The sequence below is a fragment of the Curtobacterium sp. MCPF17_011 genome (genome assembly GCF_003234145.1).
GTDB lineage: Bacteria > Actinomycetota > Actinomycetes > Actinomycetales > Microbacteriaceae > Curtobacterium.
The window spans coordinates 260,571-285,176 of the sequence record NZ_QKSK01000004.1; the positions used below are offsets into that span (position 1 = coordinate 260,571).

The window sequence follows — 24,606 nt, forward strand, 5'->3', positions numbered from 1 at the left end:
GGTCGGACGCGCCCGTCGCTCAGGCCGGGTCGGCCAGGGCGGACGGGAGGCGCATCCGGTCCACGGCCGCGAGGAGCCCGGCGTCGAGACGGTACGCCAGCTCGACCTCGGCGATCACCCGCTCCCGCTCGTCGTCGCTCCACGGGGCCGCGTCGAGCTCCGCCCGGTAGGTGTCGGTGAACGCGGCCGGGTCGGCGACCTGGTCGAAGATCCAGAGCAGCACGCCGTTGGTCTCGAAGCCGAACTGGTCGGCGAGCAGGCGTCCGAGGGCGTGGCCGCCCGTCAGGTCCCCGAGGTAGCGCGTGTAGTGGTGAGCGACGAAGCCGCCGGGCCAGGTCGCCGCGACCTCGTTGAGCCGTCGGACGTACGCCGTCGTCGCCGGCAGCGGGGTGAGCAGCTCGTCCCAGTCCGGTCCGACCAGGTACTCCAGGTCGGCGCGGATGCCCGGCATGCGGGTCAGTCGGCTGGTCACGAACGGGGCGGCGACCGGGTGGTCCGCCATCCGGTCGGCCGCGCACTCGAGCGCGTCGTACACGAAAGCGTACTGCCCGAGGAGGGTCGCGTAGTCGGCGACGTCGCACCGCCCCTCGACCAGGTCGTGCATGAAGCCGCGGCCGGCCGAGACCCCGTGCGAGCGCCGGGTCCGGACCCGCAGGGCCTCGGAGAACGGGACGACGTTCGTGCTCATGAGGTGAGGCTAACCTCACGAGGTGTCCGTCGTCACCCCCCGGCAGGAAGACCCAGGAAAGGAGGCTCGTCCCCCGATGAGCCCCAAGCCGAACCGCCCGCAGCACGTCCTGGTCGTCGACCGCGCCGAGCGCCTCAGCCCGCACATGGTCCGCGTCCACCTCGGGGGCCCCGGGTACGACGCCTTCCTCGAGCACGCCGACCCGGACCGCCTGGCGACCACCGACAAGTACGTCAAGCTCATGCTCCCGAAGCCCGGCTCCGGCCTGCAACCGCCGTTCGACCTCGAGGTGCTCCGCGCGACGATGGCGAAGTCCGACCTGCCGGCCCGCCGTACCTACACCGTGCGCGCCGTCGACACCGTCGCCCGGACCATCGCGGTCGACTTCGTCGTGCACGGCACCGACGGGCTCGCCGGACCCTGGGCCGCCGCGGCCCAGCCGGGTGACCGCATCGCCCTGTCGGGCCCCGGCGGCGGCTGGGCCCCCTCGGAGGACCCGCAGGTCACCCACGTGCTGCTGGGTGACGACAGCGCCCTGCCCGCGATCGGTGCCTCCCTGGAGGCCATGGTCCCCACCGCGACGGGCGTCGCCCTGGTCGAGGTGGCCGGCCCCGCCGACGAGCTGCCGCTCGTGCACCCGGCCGCCGTCGAGCTGCGCTGGCTGCACCGCGACGCGGCGGCTGCGGAGCCGGGCACGCTGCTGCTGGCGGCGACCCGCGAGCTGCCCCGTGCCTCCCGGCCGGTGAGCGTCTTCGCGCACGGTGAGCGGGCCGCGATCAAGGGGATCCGGCGGGTGCTGCAGGACGACTGGGGTCTCGAGAAGGCCGACCTGTCGCTGTCCGCGTACTGGGCGCTCGGCCGCGCCGAGGACCGGTTCCAGGAGGAGAAGCGCGAACCGATCGGCGTGGTCTTCGCGGACTGACCCGGGGTCGTCGGTGGCCGTCGGTAGCGTTCCGCCCATGGTCCGGTCCGAGAGCCTCGCACGCTGCTGCGTCCCCGGCTGCGGGGCGGACAGCTCCCCCGGCGCACCGGTGCCGCTCTGCACCGGACACGTCATGCTGATCGGCGAGTTCGCGGCCGAGCACGTCGGGGTGGACGACGTCCTCCCCGGCCCGTGCCTGGTCTGCGGCGGACGGATCGGGATCAGGTTCCCCTCCGGCTCGGTGTGCGCCGTCTGCGAGTGGCGCTTCGGCGACGTGCCGGACGGCGAGCTCGGCGCCCCACGGGTCGACGTCGTGTACTACCTGCGGATGCGCGACGACACCGGCGACCGGATCAAGATCGGGACGACGGCGAACCCGCGGCAACGGCTCGGCCGGATCGCCCACCAGGACCTGCTCGGGTTCGAACGCGGCGACCGCACCCTCGAACGGCAGCGGCACGCGGAGTTCGCCGCCTCTCGCTACCCGGGCACGGAGTGGTTCCGCGTGACGCCGGAGCTCCTGGCGCACGTCGACGTCGTCGCCGCCGGCGTGCCCGACCCGTGGGCGCTGCACACGCGGTGGATGAGCGAGGCGCTGGCGCTCCGGTCCTGAGCGTCGGCGGCCCGTGTCGGCCGCGGCCGGCCGTCAGCGGGCGTAGGCGTCGACGAACAGCGGGCCGCGGACCTCGCGCAGGACGTCGACGAGCCGGTCGATCGTCCGTCCGGACACCCCGGACTCCTGCAGGTCCCACGGCCCCAGGACGGGCAGGCGCCCGGTGCGGATCCGGACGACCTCCCACCCGACGGCCCGGGTGGCGCGGTCCTTCCGGCGGTCCGACTCCTCGCGGGAGCCGACGTGTTCGAGCCCGTGTCGACCGGTGGAGTCGTACTCGATCGCGACGCGGAGTTCCGGCAGGATGATGTCCGGCCAGACCTCGACGTGCTCGTGGAAGGGCCGGTCGAGGCGGATCGCGGTGTGCTCGAACGTCAGGTCGAGGCGCTCGCGCAGCCCGGCCCGGAGCTCCGCCTCGACCGCTGAGGCCGGCGCCGGTGCGCACTGGCTGACGAACGACTCCCCCGACGGCAGCCGCGGGGTCTTCGGACAGATCGTCCGGGGCGCGGTCGTCCGGGTGCCGCGGCCGGGGACGCCGGTGCCGCCGGTGCGCGTGCGGGACTTGGTGCGCCGGGACGACGCGACCGCTCCGCCGGGCAGGCCGCGTGCGGGCGCGGCCGGGAGGGTCTGGCGCCCGGTGGAACGGACGGCTCGCTGCGGCACCGGGACGGCGCTCGGCCAGTCCTCGGGCAGCACCGGCCAGCGCTGCGGCTGGGCGAGCACGGCGCACTCCGGGCACCACACCGACCGGCGACGCTCGCGGCCGGGTCGAGACCGCTGCTCGCCCGGGGTGGCGACGAAGACGTGTCCGACGTCGCACTCCCACGTCAGCAGGACGTCGGCGGCCGGCGGGATCTGGGTGAGGACGACGCCGGCGTTCCAGTCGGGGTGGTACTGCCGCACCAGGACGGGCCATGACGCCCACTCCGCACGGAACTCGCCCACGGCGTACGGCACCGGGACACCGCGCGACCACTGCCGCCGGCGCCACCACGCATCCACTGGTTCGGCCACGACCGCACGGTAGGACGAGCCACCGACAGCAGCGGGACCGAGTCGGCCAGGGCGTCGGCGCAAGGTCCCGTCAGCGCGGCGGCGGGACGATCGTGAACCGCTCGGGCCCGGCCTGCGAGCCGTCCTCGAGCACCCGGATGCCGGACTCCCGACAGGCCGCGATGCCGTCACGGTGCACCCGCTCGGGTCGCGGCTTCCGGGGGACGCCCGCGTCGCCGAAGACCGCCCACGCGTTCGCCGCGGCGGCGCTGGTGAACCGGGTGCTGGAGCGGACTCCCGCGAACCCGGCTGCGTCGAACGCCCGCGCCCAGGCCTGCGGCACGCGGTAGTCGCCCATCGTCTGCAGCTCGGCACCGACGCCGAAGCGGACCGCCGTCGGGTCGGTCACATCGGCGAACCGTCGGCCCCGGGAGGCACGCGCCGCAACGACGACCATCTCGCGCGCCCGGGCGGCGAACACGGTGTTCGTGTGCAGCGTGTGGTGCGCCAGTCGTTCCCGCACGGCCACCTCGACCGTGTCCGCCCAGTAGCAGGTGCCGCGCGGGTCGGCGAGGTCGAACCGACCGCCGTCCACCCCGTCGGCGTCGGCCGGCGTCGATGCGAACCACCAGGCGCCGCGGTCGTGCCGCTTGGCCCGGTAGAAGGTGGTGCCGCGGGACTCGGTGGCCGGGAAGTCCGTGAGGTCGAGGTCGTCCGCCGGTCCCTGCTGGGCGACGTCGGTCCGCGCCGGTTCCCGCTTAGGCGTCGGCATGCCAGGCGTGCGCGGCTCGGCGGGCGGCGATCAGGACCGGTTCGACCCGACCGTCACGGAGCGCCTCGGCGGCCGTCGTCCCGCCGAACTCGTCCGCGACGGTGTTGAGCCAGAGCGCACTGCCCCAGGGGTCGATGCCGTCCCGGTCGATCAGGTCGAGCACCTGCCGCAGGTGCGGCAGCGGCTGGCCCGAGCGGCCGAACTGGAACGCGGGGAAGACCCGGGTGCCGTCGCCGATCTTCAGCCCGATCAGGTCGCGCTTCTGGGTGGCCTTGTGGATCGCCTGCCGGGTGACACCCCGCCAGTTCGCCAACGAGGCGGTGTCGTAGAACGGACCGATCAGCGCGTCTGCCTCGTGCTTGACGGTCGGCAGGGCGGCCAACATCCGCTCCGCCAGGGCGTCGACGTCCGCCGTGTCGGTGAGGGCGGCGTCCGCCTCACCGAGCCGGATCCGGTCGGTCAGCGCCCGCAGGAGCGCGGACTCGGCCGGGCTGAGCTCCTCCGCAGTGGCGGCGGCCCGTGTGCGGTGCAGTGTCGATTCCATCAGGACTCCTCTCGACAACCGTGTCAACCCGACGGTACTCGGAGACCGACAACCGCGTCAACCGCTCGTCACGGCGACGTCCCCCGCGGCCGTCTTCCGTCCGGCGCGCCCTCGTGCCAGGGTCGGAACGTGTACACCGACATCACCGGACCCGACCTCACCTCGTACCGCGGCAGCGTCGCCGAACCGGACGACTTCGACGACTTCTGGCGACGCACCCTCAGCGCAGCACGCGAGCACCCGATCGCCGTGCAGGCGGACCGGGTCGACACGGGTCTGGCCACCGTCGACACCTACGACGTCTCGTTCGCCGGGTGGAACGGGCAGCGCATCGCCGCGTGGCTCACCGTCCCCGCCGGCAGCAGTGCCGACGCACCGCTCCCCGCCGTCGTCGAGTACATCGGCTACGGCGGCGGCCGCGGTCTCCCGACCGAGCGACTGCTCTGGGCCTCCGCCGGCGTCGCACACCTGCTGATGGACACGCGCGGGCAGGGCTCGGGCTGGGCCACCGGCGACACGCCCGACCCGGACGGCACCGGCCCTGAGATCCCCGGCGTGATGACGCGCGGCATCGGGTCGCCCGACACCTACTACTACCGGCGCCTCACCACCGACGCCGTCCGCGCCGTCGACGCCGCACGTGACCTCGATCTGATCGACGGCGACCGGATCGCGGTCCTCGGGGGCAGCCAGGGCGGCGGCCTCGCGATCGCCGTCGCCGGCCTGGTCGAGGGTCTCGCCGGGGTGTTCCCTCGGGTGCCGTTCCTCTGTGACCACCGCCACGCGACGCAGATCACCGACGCGTACCCGTACCACGAGCTCGTCGACTACCTGGCGACGCACCGCACCGCGACCGACCGGGTCTTCGGGACGCTCGCCTACTTCGACGGGGTGCTGCACGCGGCCCGCGCGAGCGCACCGGCGTGGTTCTCGGTCGCTCTGATGGACCCGATCTGCCCGCCGTCGACCGTGTACGCCGCCTACAACGCGTGGGCGGGGCCGAAGGAGATCACCGTCTGGGAGTACAACGGCCACGAGGGCGGCGGTCCGCACGAGGACGCCGACACGCTCCCCCGGTTGCGCGCGCTGTTCGGCTGACGAGCGGTGGGGCGGCGTCAGCGGGCGAGGGCCTGCTCGACGTAGGCGACGACCGCGTTCGCGTGGCCGTGCCCCATGCCGTGCTCGGTCTTCAGCCAGTCGACGACCTCCATGTGGCGGTGGTCGTCCAGGCGGTCGGCCGCCAGGTCGAGCCACTCCTGCACGGGTCGACCGTAGGTGGTCGCGATGCTCGGGAAGTACGACGCCGGGCCCTTCGGCTTGCTGCCGTCGGCCGGAGGTGCCGGTTCGCTGACGCGGTGCTCGCTCATGGCGTCACGGTAGCGAGCCGAGGCGCCCGGTGGAAGGTCCCGGTCCCGTTCACCACTCGATGCGGGCGAACTCCTCGTGCAACCGCACCGCGCGACCCGGGTGCACCTGGGCGAACCAGCCGATCCGGCCGAGCAGGTGCGCCCGGAAGTCCGCGTGCCCACCACGGTCCTGGGACGCCGGGCCGTGCACCACGCAGTTGTGCAGGATCGCGTGCAACCGGTCGACCTCGCGGCGGCCGGGCGCGGTCCGCTCGTTGACGACGACGCCGGTCACCGACTGGCGGACACCGGCCCGCCGGACCCGTGTCTTCCGGGCGTTGAGCCGGTACCCCTGGTCGGTGACGATCCGCTCCACCCCGCGGAGGAACGCCTCCGGTCGCCGCGCCAGTTCGGCCCCGCCGCTGAACGTCAGGTCGTCGGCGTACCGGGTGTACGCGGCACCGACCGATGCAGCCCATCCGGCAAGCCGGGCATCGAGGTGTCGCAGCACGGTGTTCGCCAGCGCCGTCGAGGTCGGGGCGCCCTGTGGCAGGTGTGCCTCGGCGAGCACCCGACGGAGCGCTGTCCGCTCCTCCGGGTCGCCCCCGGGCGGCATCGCGGTGAGGACGTGCGGCGGCACCCGGTGCGTGCAGAGGCCGGTGAGGACGTGCGCGAGCGGTTCGGCGAACCCGGCGCTCCGGAACACGCCGTACACCGACCGCGCCCGCACACTCGCGAAGAACGTGGTGAGGTCCGCGGACACCACGATCTGCTGCCCGACGTGCACGGCGGCGCCCGTGACGACGCTGCGCCCGGACACGAACCCGTGTGCCGCGTCGTGCACCGGCAGGACCGCGAGCAACTCGTCGAGCACGGTGCGCTGCGTCCGGCGGAGCAGGTCCATCGGCTTCTCCAGCAGCCGCGGCGTCCGTCCGGGGCGACGGACCCACTCGTGACGGTGGTGGTGCAGCGGGCTGGAGGGGCCCGGCCGACGGTTCCAGCCGCGGGTGTCGGCGAGCCAGAGCAGCCGACCGACGGTCACGTCGAGTTCCCGCGCGAGCTCGGGCAGCGTGTCGACCAGCAGGCGGCTCGACACGGCGGGTACCGCCTGGACGGCGACTGCGCGACGGAGCAGCACCCGCACCGGTCGGCGGTCGCGCCGCGAGTCGTGCAGGCGCACCAGCGGCGGCGATCCGGCCAGGACCGCGGCCAGTCGGCGCGGCGCATCGACGGGAGGCCGTGGGGACGCCTCGAGTGCCGCCCGGACCGCGAGTCCCACGTAGGCACGCTCCAGGCCGACGACGTCGTACCCGGCAGCGGTCAGGTGGTCGGCGTCCCACGCGTCCGCGGCGAGGAACGCGTCGGCCAGCGCGGTGGCGACGACGTCGAGGGGCGTGGGGTTCCCGGAGGACCTGTCGGTGCCTCCGTGAGGACGCGCGCGCGGAGCGCGCCGAGCCTCTCGGGGCGTGTGGTCCTGCTGGTACTGCGTGCCCCGGGGTGACCCCGGAGAGGTCGACGCGTCACGCGCGCCGTCCGCCTCCCCCGGGAACTCCACGTGCCCACCATAGGAGGAAGCCGCTACCGTGACGAGCGACACCGCCGTCCCTGTGAGGAGCACCATGCCCGACACCACCGGAGCCCGCTACCGCGACCTGCCGACCGACGAGAAGCTCGCCGTGCTGCTCGACGAGGAGCGTGAACTCGACCACGACGCGTTCGACCTCGACGATGCCTGGGCGGTGGGGTCGTGGCTGCGGGCGACCGCGCTCGAGCGGGGGCTCGGCATCGGCTTCGCGGTGTCCTTCGGCGAGCAGCGGGTGTTCCACGCCGCGACACCCGGGTCCGCCGCGGTCAACGACGCCTGGCTCGACCGGAAGTTCCGCGTGGTCCGGCACTTCGCGCACGCCACCCTGGCGGTGCGGACGCAGTACGAGCTCGGCGGGTCGTCCTTCGACGAGGCCGCGGCACTCGACCCCCGGCAGTACCAGGCCGCCGGCGGCGGGTTCCCGCTGTTCGTCCGCGGCAACCTCCTCGGGGCCGTCGGCGTCAGCGGGCTGGAGATGCACGACGACCACGCCCTCGTGGTCGAGGCCCTGCGCGCGCACCGCGCACGACAGGACGAGCGCCTGTGACCGGGACGGGCCTCCCGGACGACTGCGTCTTCTGCCACCTTATCGAGCACGACGACCAGGGCACGATCTGGGTCGAGCGCGAGCCGGACGCCGTGGCGTTCCGGCCGCTGCCGGAATCGGAACTCGCTCCCGGACACACGCTGGTCGTCCCGCGGGAGCACGCCACGGGCCTGCTGGACGTGTCCCCGGACGCGCTCCGAGCGACGACGTTGCTCGCCCAGCAGGTCGGCAGGGCGATGCGCGCCGCGCTCGGCGCGACCGGGGTCGTCGTGCTCAGCGCGACCGGTGCCGACGCCGGGCAGAGCGTGCCGCACCTGCACTTCCACGTCGTCCCGTCCTGGCCCGACGACGGGGTGCTGCGCTGGCCGGAGGCGCGGTCCGCCCACGTGGTGGACGGGGACGCGTCGACGATGCTCGCGGAGATGTTCGAGTGACGGACGCCGAGCGGCCGTCGGCGGTCCGGCTCCTCCGGTCCGCCGCGCTGAGCCCGACGGAGTACGCGTGCGCCGCGACCGCTCCGGCAGACGCCCGACTCGTGTTCCTCGCCGGGTCCTGCCCACTCGACGCGGACGGCGCCACCGTGGCGCCGGGTGACCACGCCGCCCAGGCCGAGCAGTGCATCGCGAACCTGCGGCAGGCACTGGCCGACGCCGGGGCACGGATGACCGACGTCCTCAGCACTCGTGTGCTCGTGGCATCGTCCCGCCAGGCTGACCTGGTCGCCGCCTGGCGGGTCGTCCGCGACGCGTTCGGCGAGCATGACGTGCCCAGCACGCTGCTCGGCGTCACCGTCCTCGGGTACGACGACCAGCTGGTCGAGGTGGAGGCGGTGGCCGCGGTCGTCGATGCGCCCTGAGGCAACCGATGGCCAGGCTCAGTCGTCGGCGGGGACCGAGCGACGGCGGCTCGCCAGGACGGCGACGACGCCGAGGACCACGACGATCGCGACGACCACACCGGACGGGAGGTTCGGGACCAGCTGGTCCCGAACCTCCCGTCCGTCCGATCGGGTCAGCGGCGGCCGCGCCGCACCACGAGCGTGACGAGCCCGGCGAGACCGAGCCACACGAGCGGCCGGGTGACGCGACGGCGCTTCGCGACCCAGCCGCCGTCGGTGGCGTTGCCGGCGTCGTTCGGGGCGTAGAGGTTTCCGTCCGTCGGTGCCTGGTGGCCGCGGAGCGCGAAGACCTCGACCGCGGGTGTCGTGATGCGGTGGAACAGCCACGGCACGATGAACTCGGCGGCGACGAACGACGCCTGGAGGCGGCCGACGTAGCGGTTGCGCTTCGGGTGCACGGCCTGCGCGACGACGGCCTTGGCGGCCCGCTGCACGGAGACGGTGGGCGGCAGCGGGTGCGAGGCCTTGTCGGTGTAGTTCGCGCCGTTCTGGTAGATCGGGGTGTCGATCGTCGACGGCAGCACCGCGCCGAAGCGGATGCCGGTGCCCTGGTGCTCGTCCGCCAGGACGTCCATCAGCCCGAGGGCGGCGTGCTTGCTCGTCACGTAGGCCGACTGGTACGGCGCGGAGAGCAGCGACTGGATCGAGCCGACGAGGACGTAGGTGCCTTCACCGCGCTGCTTCCAGTGCGGCAGCAGGGCCTTGACCGCGTGGACGTGCCCGTGCAGGTTGGTGTCGACGACGCGCTTGAACGCCTCGGTCGGGGTCTGCTCGAACAGGCCGTACACGAAGAGCGCCGCGTTGCCGACGAACACGTCGATGCGACCGAAGCGGGCGGTGACGGTGGCGACGAGGTCGTTGACCTGCCGCTCCTCGGCGACGTCGGTGGGGATCGCGACGGCCTCGACACCGAGCGCGCGGCACTCGGCGGCCGCGGCCTCCAGGCTCTCCTTCCCGCGTGCGGCGAGGACGAGCGTGGCGCCCTGCTTGGCGAACTCGTGCGCAGCAGCCCGGCCGATGCCGCTCGATGCTCCGGTGATGACGACGACCTTGCCGCGGAAACGATGACCCATGCGTCCTGACTACCCGCCCGCACTGGTGGCGAGCACAACGCTGTCCCCCGACCGCAGTGCTACCGCTCCGCGGGACCTGCGGGACCTGCGGCGCCGAGGGCCGCGTCCGTCCGCTGCCCGAGCGCTCCGACGAGCGTGGTGACGTACGTGCGGGTGAGGTGCTGCGAGTCGCGGTAGACGAGGACGTTGCCGATCACCGCGGGGCAGGCCCCCTGCACGCAGAACGACGGCGTCATGTCCGTCACGACCGCCCCGGGTGTCGTCCGCGCCACGGCGACGAGCCGGTCCGCCGCAGCGAACGCGCGCCCGGTGCTGATCCGACAGGACCCGGGGTCGACGCGGTGTTCGTCGACGCAGTGCTGCACACCGCTGCCGACCGCCGGGGTGTCCGGGATCGCGACGATCCTCACTCCGCGGTCGATGAGGGGCTGCCAGGAGGCTCGGTACCCGTCACCCGCGCTCCTCGCGGGGTCCGTCCCCTCCGGTGCCCCCCGGAGGTCGGCCCGAGCGGACGTGAACACGAGCGTGTACGGCGCTGCGGCCGCGAGGGACCGGTCGACGGCACGGTTCCACACGCCGCAGCGTCGTTCGTCCGCGGCGGAGACGTCACTCCAGCGGACGTGGGAGAACTCGCACCCGCCCTTCACCATGAGGTGCAGCTCCCATCCGCGCTGCTCGGCGAGGGCGATGAGGGCTGAGGACCACTGGTGTGCGTGGGAGTCGCCGATGAGCGCCACCCGGGTGCCGCCGTGGACGCCGACGACGCAGCTGCGGGCGTCGGTCGCCTCGGCCTGACAGTCGTCCCACGTGGGGTCCACGTCGTAGGCGGCGGTCATGGTCGACGGGGTGGTCCCGCGTCCGGGCTCCCCGGCGACCGCGCACCCACTCCCCGGCGCGATGGCAGCGGCACCCCAGCACCGGTCGCTGTCGGTGCGGAGTTCGGTGGCGAGGGCACGGTCCTCCCGGAGCTGCCCGGTGAGGGTGCCCCACCCGACGGCCGGGACGACGAGCACGAGGGCGGTGGCAGCGGCCACGACGGCCAGGGTGACGCGCGGTCGGTGGTGGGCGAGCCTCCCGGCCGTGACGGGTCGTTCGACGAGCACGGTGGTGAGGTGTGCCAGACCCGCGGCGAGGACGACCGTGACGGCGACACGCGCCGGCGCGGGCAGGTCGAGGGCCCGTGGGAGCAGGAGGGCGACCGGCCAGTGCCAGAGGTACAGGGCGTACGAGACCCGGCCGAGCCAGCGGACGGGTGCCAGGCGCGTGGCCCGGCCGAGGACGCCGGTCTCGGTCCGTCCCGCGATGACGAGGGCGGTGGCGGCGACGGGCAAGACGGCAGCCGTCCCCGGGTACACGACGGCGGGGGTGAGGAGGAGGCCGCAGACGACGAGCCCGAGCCACCCGGTCACGGCGAGGGCCGCCCGCACACGCGGGCCACGCACGGCACCGGGGGCGGCGTCGGGAGCGAGGGCGAGGATCGCGCCGACGCCGAACTCCCACGCCCGGGTGTGCGGCCAGAAGTACGCGGGTGCCGGGTCCGTGGTGGTGAGGACGGACGAGCAGGCGAGGGACGCGGCGACGACGACCACGACGGTGACGAGGACGGCGCGCTCGCCGGACCCTGGTCGTCGAACCACCCGCCACACCGCCAGGAGCAGCAGCGGCCACAGGAGGGTGAACTGCTCCTCGACGCCCAGGGACCAGAAGTGCTCGAACGGCGTGGACGGGTCCCCTGCGGCGAGGTAGTCGGTGCTGGAAGCGGCGAGCGCCCAGTTCTCGACGGCGAGCGCGCTGGCGGCGAGCTGGGCACCGAGGGTGGGCCAGTCCTGGCGTGGGGTGAGTATCACGGCGGCGGTCGCGGTGACGGCGAGGACGAGGAGTGCGGCGGGTGCGAGTCGGCGTGCCCGTCGGGCCCAGAACGCGGGGAGGTCGATGTGTCCGGTGTCGCGGAGCTGGCGGAGGAGCTGTCCGGTGATGAGGAAGCCGGAGACGACGAAGAAGGCGTCGACGCCGACGAACCCGCCGCGGAGCCAGCCGAGGTCGAGGTGGTAGACGAGCACGAGCACGACGGCCACGGCGCGGAGGGCGTGGACGTCGGTGCGGAAGGGGGCCTGCTGCGTCGGCATCAGGGGCGACGGTAGGGACGCCGGGTGAACGGAAGGGGACGTGGGGCGGGTGCGGTATCCGGACTCGTGGAGTGGCCGCGGTTGACCGGTGCCGCGGATGCGGGGGATCGTGGATCGATGCTCTCCCTCGTCTACATGTCCATCGCCGCCGACGACCTCACCGACGCTCAGCTCGTCGCCCTGCTGCGTGAGGCGCGTCTGAAGAACGACGCCCTCGGTGTCTCGGGTCTGCTCGTGGCCAAGGACGGCCACTTCATGCAGGTCCTGGAGGGGCCGGCTTGGAGTGTCGAGGACCGGTTCGGCGCGATCCAGCGTGACCCGCGGCACCGGGACGTCCGTTCGTTGAGCCGCGAGGACATCGACGCCCGCCGCTTCGACGGCTGGTCGATGGCCTTCGGTAACCCGTCTGATGCGGAGCTCCGGGACGAGCCGGGGTTCAGTGACTTCCTGCAGCGCCGCGGTGGTCTGCCGGCCGGGCTGTCGGGTTCGCCGGCGGATTGGCTGCTGCGCTGGTTCCGTGGGCGGGAGCTGCGCGACAGCCCGCTCGAGTCGGTGTCGGTCGGCCGTCACGCCGCCTGACCGCCTGGCCGCCTGGCCGCTGCACCGCACACGGAGCACGCACTGTTCACCTGACCTGGTCAGGATGGCCGGATGACCGCTCCCACGACCGGCTCCCTCGCGCGGCGTCTCCGGCTGCGGGACGCCGTCGTGATCGGGCTCGGCTCCATGATCGGCGCGGGCGTGTTCGCGGCGTTCGCCCCCGCGGCGTCCGTCGCCGGCAGCGGCGTGCTCGTCGCGCTGCTGGTCGCGGGCGTCATCGCGTTCTGCAACGCCACGTCGTCGGCGCAGCTCGCGGCGCAGTACCCAACCTCGGGCGGTGCGTACGTCTCCGGCCGGGAGCGCCTCGGACCCTGGGTCGGCTTCACTGCCGGGTGGGGCTTCGTGATCGGCAAGACCGCCAGTTCGGCGGCGATGGCGATGACGGTCGCCGTGTACCTGGTGCCTGAGGCCTGGCAGCGGCCCGTCGCGGTCGCCGTGGTCCTGTCCCTCACCGTGGTCAACACGCTGGGCATCACGCGGACGGCGTTCCTCACCCGGGTCCTCGTCGTGGTCGCCCTCGTCGCCCTGACCGTCGTGGTCGCCCTGGGGCTGGCGCACTCCGGGCCGACCGCGGACGACCCGGGCGTCGCCGCGACGCCGCTGGGGGTCCTGCAGGCTGCCGGCTTCCTGTTCTTCGCCTTCGCCGGGTACGCCCGCATCGCGACCCTGGGTGAAGAGGTGGTCGATCCGGCGCGCACGATCCCCCGGGCGATCACCACCGCCCTCGGGATCGCGCTCGTCGTCTACGCGTTGGTCGCGCTCGCCACGCTGCACGCCCTCGGGCCGGGAGGCACGGCCGCCTCGGCCGCGCCCCTCCGGTCCGTCGTCGCCACGGCCGGGCAGCCGTGGGCCGGCGTCGTCGTGCAGGTCGGTGCCGCCGCTGCTGCCCTCGGGGCGCTCCTGGCGATGATCGCGGGCATCGGGCGGACGAGCCTCGCGATGGCGCGGAACCGGGACCTGCCGGGGTGGTTCGCCGCCGTGCACCCGCGGACGGCGGTGCCGGCGCGTGCCGAGGTCGTGCTCGGTCTGGTCGTGTGCGTCCTCGTCGCCGTGACCGACCTGCGGGGGGCGATCGGGTTCTCGTCCTTCGGGGTGCTGCTGTACTACTTCGTCGCGAACGCGGCCGCCTTGACACAGGAGCGGCGGGACCGGCGGTACCCGCGCCTCCTGGCCGTCATCGGTGCCGCTGGGTGCGTCGTCCTGGTGGCGGCGTTGCCGTGGCCCTCGATCGTCGGCGGGGTCGTCGTGACCGCGCTCGGGCTCGTCTACCGAGCCGGGCGTCTCATCGCGCAGCGTCGCCGGCCCCGCTGAGGCTGCGTCAGGGTTCTTGCGATCCCTGGGCGTCCTCCTCGCTGGGGTCCGCGTCGGCGACGAGGGCGTCCTCGTCGGTGCCCGGGTCGTCCTCGGGCATCGCGTCCGAGTCGAAGGACAGGTCGTGCTGCAGACGCTCGGCCGTGACGGGTTCGCCGTCGACCATGGGTGCTCCCTCGTGGCTGTCGCTCATGCGGACAGCCGACTCCCGCGCGCCTGGGAGGCGTCGGAGCCGTGCCCGTGGGGCGTCGCGGACGGCCACCTCGATCCCCGCCGGCAGCGCCGCGGCCGCCGCGAAGGCGATGGGATGGCCGTACCCGAACAGGAGCGCGTGTGCAGGGAGCGGCCACTGACCGAGCACCGGTGTCAGGAGTCGGTGGGGACGACGCGCCCGCTCGGACGTCTCCGCACCCGCTCTCGTCAGCGAGCCGTCCACCCTCCGTCGATCGGCAGCGCGGTCCCGGTGACGAGCGAGGCCCCCTCGCCGGCCAGGAACGTCACCGCCGCGGCGACCTCCTCCGGCTGCCCGATCCGGTGGAGTGCCGCGATGCGCTCGACCGTGTCGGTCCGGAACGCCGCGTCGGACAGCGCGGGAGCGGTGCCGTCCGTCTCGATGAAGGTCGGCGCCACCGCGTTCACCCGGATCCCGTACTGGCCCCACTCGACCGCCAGGCACTTGGTCAGGTGGATCACGGCGGCCTTGCTCAGGCAGTAGACCGACTCCCCCGGCAGGGCGACGAGCCCGGCCTGCGAGGCGACGTTCACGATCGACCCACCGCCGGCGGTCCGCATGTGCCGGGCGACGTGCTGCGAGACGAAGAACGTCGACTTCGTCGTGAGCGCCCACACCGAGTCGAAGTGTTCCTCGGTGACGTCGAGCGCGTCCTCGACGATGCCGCCGCCGGCGTTGTTCACGAGCACGTCGATGGTCCCGAGGTCGGCGATCACGTCGTCGACGGCCCGGCGACACGATGGCAGATCGGTGACGTCCATCGCCACGACTGTCACCCGGCGGCCCATCGCGCTGATCTCCGCCGCGAGCTCAGTGGCGGACTCGGTGTCGCGGACCCCGAGCGCGACGTCCGCACCGTTCGTGGCCAGGTCGAGCGCGATCGCCCGTCCGATCCCACGGGAGGCTGCGGTCACCAGGGCGACGGAACCGTTCAGGGCGGTGGGCTGCATGGGGTGTCCTTCACAGGTCGGGCCGCCGGAGGCGGTGCTGACGGGAGGCGCGGCTGGCGTCGTCGCCGCAGCCATCCTCGCGCAGACTGCCCAATTCCGGCCTGTGCGACCTCCGGGGACCGCGCGCGGTGGTCCGGGCCTCCTGGGAGTCCCGCCTCCCGCGTCGACGCGACAACCTGGGGGAGGCTCAGGGCAGGTGCGACGAACGTGGTGGGTCAACCGATCTCAGGAGGCCCGGATGGACACCGGACAGTTCGTCGACCTGGTCGCGCAGCGCGCGGACATCACCCACGTGCGGACGCGGGCGCGTCCGCTCACCGATGCGACCCTCAGCACCCTCGCCGAGCGACTGAGCGGTGGCGAGGCCGCCGCCGTCGCCGCTGAGCTGCCGGATGAGTTGCAGCACTGCCTGACCGGCGTGGACGAGGCGCCGGAACGTTTCGACGCGGACGAGTTCGTCCGGCGCGTGGCCGGGCGGGCTGACATCGACGAGTCGACCGCCCGCGAGGGCGCCCGTGCGGTGTTCGACGTCCTGCACGAAGCGGTGCCCAAGGGTACGTGGGAGAACCTGACGACACAGCTGCCGAACGACCACCTGACGGCGTTCGGGCTGTCGACCTGACCTGCGCCGTGCGAGACGCGCGGACCTGGAGCGGCTCCGGGAACGCGCCGAGCACCCGCCCCGACCACGGACGGGATCAGCCCGGTCGCGGGCCGCCTCCTCGCGGCCGGCCCCTGGTCAGCTGATCCGGAGTTGCGACACCATCGGGCAGGTGAACGGGTCTCGCGCAGCGAGTCCGACGCGGTTCAGGTAGGCGACGACGATGCCGTAGGAGCGCAGCAGCGTGGTCTCGGTGTAGGGCACGTCGAGGCTGTCGCAGTGGTCGCGGACCAGGAGCCGTGCCTGCTTGAGGGCGGGGCGGGGCATCGAGGGGAACAGGTGGTGCTCGACCTGGTAGTTCAGGCCCCCCATCAGGAACGACACCCACCAGCCGCCGCGGATGTTGCGGGACGTGCGGACCTGGCGGGAGAAGAAGTCGACCTTCGCGTCGTGTGCGATGGTCGGCATGCCCTTGTGGTTCGGGGCGAACGAGGCACCCATCATCACGCCGAACACGGCCAGCTGCACCCCGAGGAACGCACACGCCATCCCGAACGGCAGGAACCAGAACACGGCGGTCAGGTAGATGCCGAACCGGGCGACGAGCAGGGAGCCCTCGATGACGCGGTGCCGGCGGTCCGCCGTGGTGCCGGTGCCGCTCACGACAGCGCGCACGGCGGACCAGTGCAGGTTGATGCCCTCCAGCGTGAGCAGCGGGAAGAAGAGCCATCCCTGGAACCGGGTGAACAAGCCCTTCAACCCGGTGACGGGAGCGTCTTCGGGGATGAAGGCGATGACGCCCGGCGCGATGTCCGGGTCCTTGCCGATCGTGTTCGGGTTGCCGTGGTGACGGGTGTGCTTGTTCATCCACCACGAGTAGCTCAGGCCGACGAGGAACGTGCCGACGTACCGGCCGGCCCGGTCGTTCCACCGCTGCGAAGCGAACACCTGACGGTGCGCGGCCTCGTGGGACAAGAAGGCGAACTGCGTGAACAGGACCCCGAGGACGCCGGCGACGATGAGCTGGAACCACGACTCGCCGAGGAACGAGAACGCCACCCATGCGAGGGCGAGCGTCCCGATCAAGGACCCGAACAGCGACCAGTAGAACCCGGTGCGGCGACGGAGCAGGTCGTGCTCCTTCACCTGTGCCAGGACCGCCGAGTACGTCGATGTGCTCGAGCCCCGTCCGCTCGTCGCGGGACGGGTGCGGGTGTAGCCCGACTGGACTGGGGTGGTGGTCAACGAGGGACCGACCTTCCGTCATCGTGGCCCTTCGACCAGCGCACAGGAGTTCACGCAATCGCGCTTGCGATGACGATATGGGTCGAAGATGCGAATCCACCGCCACCATGCGGAACTCATGGTGAATCGCCGCTGAACGCACCGGCCGTGCTTCGATGTGGGGATGCTGCTGCACGCCGAGACCACCGGAGCGGGACCCGAGGCGGTGGTGCTCCTCCACGGGATGACGGGCTCAGCGGAGAGCTGGTGGCGCATCACGGGCCTCCTGGCCGACCGCGGCGTCCGGGTGGCCGCACTCGACCTACCGGGACACGGACGCTCACCACGCTGTCCGACGATGACCGTGCTCGATGCCGCAGCATCGGTGGCGCAGACACTCGACACGCTGGGCGTCCGGCCGACGGTCACGCTCGGGCACTCGTTCGGCGGCCTCCTGCTCGCCGCGGCCGTCGCGACCGGACGGTTCGATCCCGGCTTCGCGGTGTACGTCGACGCGCCGTTCGCCACCCGCGGTGGGCACGACCGGACCGAGGCGCAGGCCGAGTACGTAGCGGAGCGGGACAGCCGGACGATGGACCGGCTCCGCGCGGACAAGCCGCACTACGGCGAGCGCGACTGTCAGGTAGAGGCGCTGGCCGCCTCCCGGTTCGACCCGGCGACGGCGGCGGCGATCGCGGCAGGTCCGGGCGGTTCGTGGCCCCCGCGCCCGGGCTCGGTCGTCGTCCGGGCCGACCCGAGCCACTACGTCGACGACGAGACGGCGGCGGCCCTGGCGTCGTCGGGCGTGAAGGTGCGGAGCATCCCGGGGGCGGCGCACTCCGTCTGGTACAGCCACTTCGACGCGTTCGTGGCGGCGCTGCCGGAAGTGTTCGATCGCTGACGACCGCCGCGACGTGGTCGGGCACCTCGATGTCTGACACGATCGGCGCATGCCCCTCGACGGAACTCCCCCGGACCGTGTCGGCTTCCTGACCATCGGCTCGTTCGACCCCGCTCGCCCGTCCCTGGGCATCGAGGACACCCTCCGTGTGATCGAGCGCGGCGAGGCACTCGGGCTGGACGGCGCCTGGTTCCGGCATCGACACCTGCAGCACGGCATCTCCTCCCCCGTCGCGGTGATGGCTGCCGCGTCGCAGCGGACGTCGCGGATCGAGCTGGGCACGGCAGTCACCCCGATCGGTGCGGAGAACCCCTTCCGGCTCGCTGAGGACCTCGGCACGGTGGACGTGCTCCTCGGCGGTCGCCTGAACCCCGGCTTCTCCGCCGGACCACCGATGAACTACGACCTCTACCGCGATGCGATCTACCCCGACACTGCGGACCAGGAGGACCTCGGGCACGACCGTCTCCTCCGCTTCCGCGACCTCGTCCGCGGAGACCCCGTCACCGACACCGTCGAGCGGCGCGGCATCGAGGAGCTCTCGCGCACGGTGCAACCTCTCAGCCCCGGACTGGTCGATCGGCTCTGGTACGGGACGGGCAGCACACGGTCGGCCGTCTGGGCCGCTGAGAACGGGTTCCACCTACTGACGTCGAGCGTCACCCGCAGCGAGGTCGGCACCGACTTCGCCGCGAACCAGCGGGCCCAGATCGACGCGTACCTCGACGCGCACCCCGCTCCACACACGGCCCGCATCTCCCAGGGGCTCGTGGTGATCCCCACGGACAGCGCGACACGCGAGCAGGAGGAGCGCTACCGCCGGTACGTCGACTCGCGTTCCGGGCGGGTCGGGGTCCCGATCGGGCCCGCAGGGCTGCTCTTCGCCGCGGACCTCGTGGGCAGCTCGGAGGAGATCGCGGACCGCTTGCGTGCCGATGCCGGGTACCAGGCGGTCACCGAAGTCGCGTTCGCGCTGCCGTTCGACCTCGAGCCGGACGACTCCGCCCAGATCATCACCGACATCGCGCAGCGGCTCGGCCCGGAACTCGGCTGGAGCCCGACGGACGCCCGGTGACCTGACACGGAGGCCCGTCGCGCGGGACCGACGAGCGCGACGGTCCGCGGCTCACCGGGCGCCGCCGACCCGCCCGCCTCGCGCCGGTGCGATCCGTCTTCCTCGGTGCGACGGCCAGTACGGTCGGGGACATGGACACCAGCGCCCGTCCCGACAGTCGCAGCGAGCCGTTCGCCTCGGGCGACCCGGTCCTCCTCCGGAGCGTGCACGACTTCGGCGCCCGCGGTGACGCCGTCGCCTTCGCGGTTGCCGGCCGGGTCCTGGTCGACGACGACGACCTCGCCGTGGTCGCGAGTCCCACGGGCTCGGCGGTCCGACGTCGCGCCGGTGTCGGCAGCGGTCCGAACGGTCGCCTGGTCCTGCCGTCGGACTGGGACGGCTCGTACGTCGAGGACGGGTGGACGGGCGCGGCCGTCGTCCGCGTGCACCCGAAGGGCTCCCCCTGGTCCGTCTGGCGCTGGCACGACGGTTCCGGCTGGTTGCCGGACTGGTACGTCAACCTCGAGCTGCCCTGGGTCCGGACGCCGCTCGGGTTCGACAGCCAGGACTGGACACTCGACGTCGTCGCCACCACCGATCCGGACGGTACCTGGTCCGTCCGGTACAAGGACGAGGACGAGCTCGCGTTCTACGCCTCGACCGGCCATTGGCCCGAGACCATGCGCGCCGTGGTCGAGCAGGCGGGCGAGGACGCGACCGCGGTCGCACGCGCGCGCCGCTTCCCGTTCGACGCCGACTGGACGGGCTGGGTCCCTGATCCCGCCTGGCCGGGTCCCGGACTGCCGACGGACTGGAGCGTGGTCCGGTGAGCAGGCTGGAGGGCCGTCCAACGCAACCGACGCGGCCTGCGGTGCCGTGCCTCCCGGACGCCGTCCTCCCGGTGGACGCGACGACGGCGTTGACCGCGTTCAGCCTGGCGGACGGGCCGGCGCTCGCGGCAGCGGTCGCGGACCTCGAGATCCGTCGGTGGTTGCCGCTCCCGCGCCCGTACACGGTGCAGCTCGCCGGTCGGTGGGCGACCGAAAGCACCGAATCGATCCGTGCCAGCGGAGCCGGGCTGGTCCGCTGCATCCGGGTCGGGGGTTCCCTCGCCGGGTGCATCGACGTGAAGCGTGTCGACTGGCGCGCCTGCACGGCCGAGATCGGCTACTGGCTCGCGCCGGAATTCCGCGGTCAGGGTCACGCATCCGCTGCGGTGCGCGCGCTCTCGTCGTGGTTGCTCGACGTCCACTCCTTCGAGCGTGTCGAGCTCCGCATCGCGACAGGGAACTCGGCATCGGCGAGGGTCGCCTCCCACGCCGGGTTCGTTCGCGAGGGCGTCGCGCGGAACGCCGGGTCCACGGATGACGGCCGGGTGGACCTGGCGGTGTGGTCGCGCATCGCGGGAGAGGGGCGAGTCTGAGTCCGAGTGCTGCTCGCATCTCCGGTCCGAGGGCCAGTACGGTCGGAGCCATGGACAACGGCTGGCGCGGAGCTCTCGCAGCGATGACGATCATCATGTTCGCCGGGGCGATCGGGACGGGAGCGAGCGCGCTCGTCATCTTCTCCAGAGCGGGCGGAGACCTCGAGACGATCGCCGTGAACGCGCAGACCATCGTGTGGATGTCGAGCATCTGCGGGACGCTGCTCGTCGCGGCGTTCAGCACCCTGGTCTCGTGGCTCGCGGTCAGTGCCGTCGTCCGCGAGCACCAGAAGGACCGCGAGCAGGCCGCACGCCTGGCGAGCCACATCTGAAACTCGATCCGCGGTTCCCGTCCTGCACCGCACCGCTGGCACGGCGACCCCGGCGACAGACTGTTCTCCGATCACGTCGCCGTCGGAAGAGGTGAAGCGGCCGAGGAGGACGAGCGCGCGTTCCGGTGGGCCCTGCCGGGATCGAACCGACGACATCCACGGTGTAAACGTGGCGCTCTACCAGCTGAGCTAAAGGCCCTCGCACCGCGTCTGGGTGCACCCCACATCCTACGGGTGCGCCGAGAGCGACGCCGAGCCCGTGACTACGCTCGCTCGCATGCGCCGCTCCCCCGCCGCCGTCGCCGCCGCAGTGCTCGTCGCCCTGCTGTCGGGCTGCTCGGCACCCGGTGCCGACACGAGTTCGGTCGAGCCGCCATGGCCACGTCCGACGGACCTCGCCCACCGCGCTGACGAGGCCGGGCTCGAGAACGTCTGGGGCGAACGCCTGGCGGAACACGTGCACACGCATCTGACCATCACGAACGGCGACACCCCGGTCGTGGTCCCGGGCAACATCGGGCACGCGAAGGCGCAGCGCTTCGCCGCACAGCTGCACACGCACGACACGTCCGGCATCCTGCACGTCGAGTCCCCGACCCGTCAGACGTTCACGCTCGGGCAGTTCTTCGACGAATGGGGTGTCTCCCTCGGGCCGGCGCACGTCGGTGGACTGCACGGTGAGCTGACGATCTGGGTGGACGGCAAGCGGTTCTTCGGCAACCCACGGTCGATCGAGTTGACGAACCGAGGGGAGATCGGGCTCGCCGTCACGACGATCGGCGAGGTCCCGCAACGCCCGGCCCCGTTCGACTGGCCGCCGCAGTACCACTGAGCCGCCCCGCTCAGGCCTCCTTCGGCGCCACCCACCCGAGGTCCAGGTCCCACTCGTCCACCGAGCCCGGCCCGAGTTGCCACACGTACTCGTTCTTGAGCTTCCGGCCGTCGTCGCGGAACGGCCCGGTCCGGTACGGGTAGAACGCCACGGTCGGCAGCGTCCCCGGAGGTGCGGTGCGGATCGCGTTCGAGAAGTCGCGGTTGAGCCGGCGCAGTTCGGCGACCACGGCCGGCCGGGCGCGATCGGCGTCGAACGAGTCGGCCGACGCGGCGAGCTGGAAGGCGATGTGCAGCTGGCGGTCGCCGTGATCGTCCTCGTAGCTGATGAGCCGGTGGTTCTCGATCGCTTCGAGCAGGACCGGGTCGCCGTACACGACGTCGCGCACGGCGTCTGGTGCGACGACAGCGCCGTTGAAGTCGACGGACAGGTCCGATCGGCCGTAGTGGAACAGCAGCGGCAGGTCGAGCTCCGCCTCCGCGAGCAGGTCCTCGTGCCCGGTCGCCCGCAGCACGGGCCTGAGGTCGCGCATCCGCACCACGTGCCCACGGTCGTGGATGTTGTACCGGATACGGGGGCTGATGTTCTCGGAGCGGGCGATCGTGACGACGAGCTCGCCGCGGTCGTTCGTCTCGATCAGGTAGCCGAACGGGTTGAACTGGAACACCATCGGCAGGACGCCGTACTCGGACTGCTTGGTCAGTGACGTCGAGAGCGCCGGGTCGGCAGCGATCGCCTTCCGCAGCGCCACCGAGAAGCCCGTCTCGATGCCCAGGTTGATCTCGAGGTCGCTCGCCCCGTACGACCCGAGGACAGTGTGCGCGTACTGCTCGATGTGGGCGCGCATGTTCTCGCTGATGCCCTCGCCGCCGAACGCCGCGACGATCGTGTACTCGCGCCAGTCGATCCGGTCGTCCTCGAACAGCGCTTTGAGGAACGGCGGGTAGCTGAGGATCACGTAGGTGAAACCGGTGCCGAACTCCTGCATGGTCTGCACGATCTTGTCGCGGTCCGGCCCGATCGACTTGATCATCGTGGACTCGGTGAGCGACGCCGTGACGTTCATCCCGGTCGCCCATGCACCGAGCGAGAACGCGTTGAGCACGAACGGCTGCTTCGCCAGTTCCTTCGAGGTCCGGGCGAACCCGAGCTGCAGCAGCTGCCGCGTCGCCTGCCGCTCGTCGGGTCCGCGCACCCAGCTCGTCGGGACACCGGAGGACCCGGACGACTCGTCGACGACGACACCGCGCCGCGGCAGCCGACCGTCGAGACAGCGCTCCGGGATGCTCCACCGCTTGACGTAGGACTCCTTGTCCATCTCCGGCAGTCCCGAGAACGCGGTGGCGATCCCGCTGCGCGTGTCCAGACGGGAGGAACGCCCCACGCCCGCCAGGAACGCCCGGTACGCGGGCACCCGCTTCGCCGCCAGCTCCGCGGTCCGCCACGCACGCCACCGCCCGAGGGTCCAGCGGAGCGGCTCGATGCCCGGCGCGAGCAGGAACTTGTGCGTCCCGACCCGCGGCATGAACAGTCCGACGACCGCTTCGACGACCCAGACCACCGTGAACACCGCCGCTCGCTTCACGAGACACCGCCGTCAGCAGCCGCGGCGAGGGTCATCGCCGACGCCGGCCGTCGGTGCGCCAGGGGCGGCGGAGCACTCCGGCCGAAGCGGAACAGCATCCACGCCATCCGCCCGTCGGACTCGTCGACCCCGGCACGCTCGACGAAGGCCGCGTGCGACCGCGGGTTCGTGATGACCGTCCCGAAGGGATGCAGGGCGATCCCCCGCGCATCGAGGTCCAGCCAGATGCGCATGAACGTCCGACCGGCCTCGACGTACTCCGCCGGCGACCCGAACGGCCCCTCGAGCCAGCCGAGCTGCCGCACGCCCCGCATCGTCGACAGGTAGACCTTCTTGAACGTGGTGCCGATGCCGGGTGCTTCCCACAGCCCGCGGTGCTCCATCGCGAACTTGAGCACCGGCCCCGGCATGAGCATCGTCTCGGCCGACAGTCCGTCCCCGGTGTCCGCCGCCTGGCGCTTCGAGAACCGCAGCCAGTGCAGGATCTCGGTGTGCACCGCGTCGTTCCGCAGGTCGTCGAACAGCGTCGTCTGGTTCACGCGCACGATCTCGTCGACCGTGGCCCGGTCCGCCGTCGTCCGGAACCGGTGACCGGCCTGCGCCGCGATCGTCTCCGACGCCCGGATCACGTCGTCGTCCACGAGGGTCGCGTCGTAGGGTCTGCGCGAGGTGCGCCGAGCGAGGAAGCCGTGCAGGGCCTCCCGGTCGGCAGCCGTCGTTGCGTGCGGCGTCAGCGCGACGCTGCCGAGCCGGTGCAGGTGGTCCGCCGGGTCTCGGTCGACCCGGCCGAAGTCCATCTCGGCATGGTCGAGTGACTCGGTCACCGTGAAGCCGTGCGCTCGGGCGACCACGTCGAGCCCGGCGAGGAACACGCCGACGCAGACGTGCCCGAACGGGATCCCGAAGGACTCCGCCGGCAGTCCCCGCCGCAGGTCGTAGAAGACGGTCGCGATGCGGTCGTCCTCCACCCGCACCACGATGGGCTGCGAGTTGTGCGGTGACGGGTAGTGCCGTGCATCCTCGATGATGCCGGTCCATGGTGTGGCCATCGGTTCCCCCTCGGTGGTCGTTGCCGCGAGCATACGCACCACCCGTCCACGCCCATGCCCGCTCGAGAATGCCTGTGGATGACGCAGCACCGTCTGGGATGCTGTGGAGGAAGGACAGCGGGCCAGGACGCAGTCCAGGCGACAGCAGCACGGGGCCAGGCGAGAGCACCATGGGCCCGTGCGAGAGCAGCATGGGCCCAGCCGAGAGCACCATGACCACAGGGGAACGGGGACTTCGATGACGGAACCGTCAGGACCGCAGCAGGGCGACACACGACGCCGGTGGATCGTCGGTGCCGGGGCGCTCGCCGTCGTGGTCGCCGCCGCCACGGTCACGTGGTCCCTCACCGACTCCGACCGGGAGGCCCGACCCACCCCCGCAGCGGCCGTCGCCACGGCCACCCC

General features: G+C 72.6%; 28 protein-coding genes and 1 tRNA gene. 15 read left to right on the forward strand and 14 right to left on the reverse strand.

All coding sequences use genetic code 11. From position 1 onward, the window contains the following. Window positions 1-19: 19 nt before the first annotated feature. On the reverse strand, window positions 20-688 hold the full coding sequence (locus tag DEJ25_RS07270) for a heme oxygenase (biliverdin-producing) (RefSeq protein WP_110904560.1): 669 nt from the start codon (window positions 686-688) through the stop codon (window positions 20-22). 76 nt (window positions 689-764) lie between these two features. Between DEJ25_RS07270 and DEJ25_RS07275 the strand changes: the two genes are divergently transcribed. Both DEJ25_RS07275 and DEJ25_RS07280 read left to right on the forward strand, forming a co-directional pair. After that, a complete protein-coding gene (locus DEJ25_RS07275) occupies window positions 765-1,610 on the forward strand; it encodes a siderophore-interacting protein (protein WP_111044253.1) in 846 nt (281 codons plus the stop codon). Window positions 1,611-1,647: 37 nt separating this feature from the next. After that, window positions 1,648-2,223, forward strand: coding sequence for a GIY-YIG nuclease family protein (locus DEJ25_RS07280; protein ID WP_111044254.1), 576 nt, complete (start codon window positions 1,648-1,650; stop codon window positions 2,221-2,223). 33 nt (window positions 2,224-2,256) lie between these two features. Here the strand turns inward: DEJ25_RS07280 and DEJ25_RS07285 are convergent, their stop codons facing one another. The 3 genes from DEJ25_RS07285 to DEJ25_RS16980 form a co-directional block, all read right to left on the reverse strand. After that, window positions 2,257-3,237 carry a hypothetical protein gene (locus DEJ25_RS07285; RefSeq protein WP_110904563.1) on the reverse strand — a complete coding sequence of 327 codons (981 nt, stop codon included), beginning with the start codon at window positions 3,235-3,237 and terminating at the stop codon, window positions 2,257-2,259. A 70-nt stretch (window positions 3,238-3,307) separates the two neighbouring features. Continuing rightward, window positions 3,308-3,988 (reverse strand): RES family NAD+ phosphorylase, encoded by a 681-nt coding sequence (locus DEJ25_RS07290; protein ID WP_111044255.1) that lies wholly within the window; start codon window positions 3,986-3,988, stop codon window positions 3,308-3,310. After that, the gene (locus DEJ25_RS16980; RefSeq protein WP_111044256.1) at window positions 3,975-4,532 is read right to left on the reverse strand and encodes a hypothetical protein; all 558 of its coding nucleotides are present in this window, start codon (window positions 4,530-4,532) and stop codon (window positions 3,975-3,977) included. Before DEJ25_RS16980 ends, DEJ25_RS07290 begins: the two co-directional genes overlap by 14 nt. Window positions 4,533-4,661: 129 nt before the next feature. Between DEJ25_RS16980 and DEJ25_RS16985 the strand changes: the two genes are divergently transcribed. Next, window positions 4,662-5,630, forward strand: coding sequence for an acetylxylan esterase (locus DEJ25_RS16985; RefSeq protein WP_111044257.1), 969 nt, complete (start codon window positions 4,662-4,664; stop codon window positions 5,628-5,630). Between the two features lie 17 nt (window positions 5,631-5,647). Here DEJ25_RS16985 and DEJ25_RS07305 read toward each other — a convergent pair whose 3' ends face one another. Together DEJ25_RS07305 and DEJ25_RS07310 are read right to left on the reverse strand one after the other, a co-directional pair. Then, complete coding sequence (locus DEJ25_RS07305) at window positions 5,648-5,899, reverse strand: DUF4287 domain-containing protein (RefSeq protein WP_111044258.1); 252 nt, start codon at window positions 5,897-5,899, stop codon at window positions 5,648-5,650. A 49-nt stretch (window positions 5,900-5,948) separates the two neighbouring features. Then, window positions 5,949-7,433: a reverse transcriptase family protein gene (locus DEJ25_RS07310; RefSeq protein WP_146240629.1), complete on the reverse strand. Its 1,485-nt coding sequence runs from the start codon at window positions 7,431-7,433 to the stop codon at window positions 5,949-5,951. A gap of 64 nt (window positions 7,434-7,497) precedes the next feature. Here DEJ25_RS07310 and DEJ25_RS07315 point away from each other — a divergent pair, with 64 nt between their 5' ends. From DEJ25_RS07315 to DEJ25_RS07325, 3 genes are read left to right on the forward strand one after another with little or no spacing between them, the layout of a single operon-like run. Further along, window positions 7,498-8,010: a heme-degrading domain-containing protein gene (locus DEJ25_RS07315; RefSeq protein ID WP_220033184.1), complete on the forward strand. Its 513-nt coding sequence runs from the start codon at window positions 7,498-7,500 to the stop codon at window positions 8,008-8,010. Then, a complete protein-coding gene (locus tag DEJ25_RS07320; RefSeq protein WP_111044260.1) occupies window positions 8,007-8,444 on the forward strand; it encodes an HIT family protein in 438 nt (145 codons plus the stop codon). Before DEJ25_RS07315 ends, DEJ25_RS07320 begins: the two co-directional genes overlap by 4 nt. After that, entirely contained in the window at window positions 8,441-8,866 is a 426-nt protein-coding gene (locus tag DEJ25_RS07325; RefSeq protein ID WP_111044261.1) for a RidA family protein, read from the forward strand. Before DEJ25_RS07320 ends, DEJ25_RS07325 begins: the two co-directional genes overlap by 4 nt. A 155-nt stretch (window positions 8,867-9,021) precedes the next feature. Here the strand turns inward: DEJ25_RS07325 and DEJ25_RS07330 are convergent, their stop codons facing one another. Both DEJ25_RS07330 and DEJ25_RS07335 read right to left on the reverse strand, forming a co-directional pair. Then, the gene (locus tag DEJ25_RS07330) at window positions 9,022-9,981 is read right to left on the reverse strand and encodes an SDR family NAD(P)-dependent oxidoreductase (protein ID WP_111044262.1); all 960 of its coding nucleotides are present in this window, start codon (window positions 9,979-9,981) and stop codon (window positions 9,022-9,024) included. 59 nt (window positions 9,982-10,040) lie between these two features. Next, window positions 10,041-12,107, reverse strand: a complete 2,067-nt coding sequence (locus tag DEJ25_RS07335; protein WP_111044263.1) for an acyltransferase family protein — start codon at window positions 12,105-12,107, stop codon at window positions 10,041-10,043. 117 nt (window positions 12,108-12,224) lie between these two features. On the opposite strand from DEJ25_RS07335, the gene DEJ25_RS07340 reads away from it, so the two are divergent. Both DEJ25_RS07340 and DEJ25_RS07345 read left to right on the forward strand, forming a co-directional pair. Further along, window positions 12,225-12,686, forward strand: coding sequence for a BLUF domain-containing protein (locus DEJ25_RS07340; RefSeq protein ID WP_111044264.1), 462 nt, complete (start codon window positions 12,225-12,227; stop codon window positions 12,684-12,686). A gap of 72 nt (window positions 12,687-12,758) precedes the next feature. Further along, window positions 12,759-14,018 (forward strand): APC family permease, encoded by a 1,260-nt coding sequence (locus DEJ25_RS07345; protein WP_111044265.1) that lies wholly within the window; start codon window positions 12,759-12,761, stop codon window positions 14,016-14,018. 7 nt (window positions 14,019-14,025) lie between these two features. On the opposite strand, the gene DEJ25_RS16380 is transcribed toward DEJ25_RS07345, so the two are convergent. Together DEJ25_RS16380 and DEJ25_RS07355 are read right to left on the reverse strand one after the other, a co-directional pair. Continuing rightward, window positions 14,026-14,211, reverse strand: a complete 186-nt coding sequence (locus tag DEJ25_RS16380) for a hypothetical protein (protein WP_146236801.1) — start codon at window positions 14,209-14,211, stop codon at window positions 14,026-14,028. A 227-nt stretch (window positions 14,212-14,438) separates the two neighbouring features. Beyond that, entirely contained in the window at window positions 14,439-15,200 is a 762-nt protein-coding gene (locus tag DEJ25_RS07355) for an SDR family NAD(P)-dependent oxidoreductase (protein WP_111044266.1), read from the reverse strand. A gap of 238 nt (window positions 15,201-15,438) precedes the next feature. Here DEJ25_RS07355 and DEJ25_RS07360 point away from each other — a divergent pair, with 238 nt between their 5' ends. Next, window positions 15,439-15,822: a DUF2267 domain-containing protein gene (locus DEJ25_RS07360; protein ID WP_111044267.1), complete on the forward strand. Its 384-nt coding sequence runs from the start codon at window positions 15,439-15,441 to the stop codon at window positions 15,820-15,822. A 117-nt stretch (window positions 15,823-15,939) separates the two neighbouring features. Here the strand turns inward: DEJ25_RS07360 and DEJ25_RS07365 are convergent, their stop codons facing one another. After that, window positions 15,940-17,046 carry a fatty acid desaturase family protein gene (locus DEJ25_RS07365; protein ID WP_375334543.1) on the reverse strand — a complete coding sequence of 369 codons (1,107 nt, stop codon included), beginning with the start codon at window positions 17,044-17,046 and terminating at the stop codon, window positions 15,940-15,942. Window positions 17,047-17,209: 163 nt separating this feature from the next. Between DEJ25_RS07365 and DEJ25_RS07370 the strand changes: the two genes are divergently transcribed. The 5 genes from DEJ25_RS07370 (at window position 17,210) to DEJ25_RS07390 (ending at window position 20,735) form a co-directional block, all read left to right on the forward strand. Beyond that, window positions 17,210-17,926: an alpha/beta fold hydrolase gene (locus tag DEJ25_RS07370; protein WP_111044268.1), complete on the forward strand. Its 717-nt coding sequence runs from the start codon at window positions 17,210-17,212 to the stop codon at window positions 17,924-17,926. A 49-nt stretch (window positions 17,927-17,975) separates the two neighbouring features. After that, window positions 17,976-19,001: an LLM class flavin-dependent oxidoreductase gene (locus tag DEJ25_RS07375; RefSeq protein ID WP_111044269.1), complete on the forward strand. Its 1,026-nt coding sequence runs from the start codon at window positions 17,976-17,978 to the stop codon at window positions 18,999-19,001. A gap of 131 nt (window positions 19,002-19,132) precedes the next feature. Continuing rightward, on the forward strand, window positions 19,133-19,810 hold the full coding sequence (locus DEJ25_RS07380) for a DUF402 domain-containing protein (RefSeq protein WP_146240630.1): 678 nt from the start codon (window positions 19,133-19,135) through the stop codon (window positions 19,808-19,810). A 41-nt stretch (window positions 19,811-19,851) separates the two neighbouring features. Beyond that, entirely contained in the window at window positions 19,852-20,403 is a 552-nt protein-coding gene (locus DEJ25_RS07385; protein ID WP_181427369.1) for a GNAT family N-acetyltransferase, read from the forward strand. Between the two features lie 50 nt (window positions 20,404-20,453). Next, complete coding sequence (locus tag DEJ25_RS07390; RefSeq protein WP_111044272.1) at window positions 20,454-20,735, forward strand: hypothetical protein; 282 nt, start codon at window positions 20,454-20,456, stop codon at window positions 20,733-20,735. 126 nt (window positions 20,736-20,861) lie between these two features. On the opposite strand, the gene DEJ25_RS07395 is transcribed toward DEJ25_RS07390, so the two are convergent. Beyond that, a tRNA-Val gene (locus tag DEJ25_RS07395) sits at window positions 20,862-20,934 on the reverse strand. Between the two features lie 78 nt (window positions 20,935-21,012). On the opposite strand from DEJ25_RS07395, the gene DEJ25_RS07400 reads away from it, so the two are divergent. After that, window positions 21,013-21,567 carry a hypothetical protein gene (locus tag DEJ25_RS07400; RefSeq protein ID WP_111044273.1) on the forward strand — a complete coding sequence of 185 codons (555 nt, stop codon included), beginning with the start codon at window positions 21,013-21,015 and terminating at the stop codon, window positions 21,565-21,567. Window positions 21,568-21,577: 10 nt separating this feature from the next. Here DEJ25_RS07400 and DEJ25_RS07405 read toward each other — a convergent pair whose 3' ends face one another. Both DEJ25_RS07405 and DEJ25_RS07410 read right to left on the reverse strand, forming a co-directional pair. Then, on the reverse strand, window positions 21,578-23,152 hold the full coding sequence (locus tag DEJ25_RS07405) for a phenylacetate--CoA ligase family protein (protein ID WP_258366443.1): 1,575 nt from the start codon (window positions 23,150-23,152) through the stop codon (window positions 21,578-21,580). Next, the gene (locus DEJ25_RS07410; RefSeq protein WP_111044292.1) at window positions 23,149-24,201 is read right to left on the reverse strand and encodes a hypothetical protein; all 1,053 of its coding nucleotides are present in this window, start codon (window positions 24,199-24,201) and stop codon (window positions 23,149-23,151) included. The genes DEJ25_RS07405 and DEJ25_RS07410 overlap by 4 nt, the downstream gene beginning before the upstream one ends. Window positions 24,202-24,606: the final 405 nt, after the last annotated feature.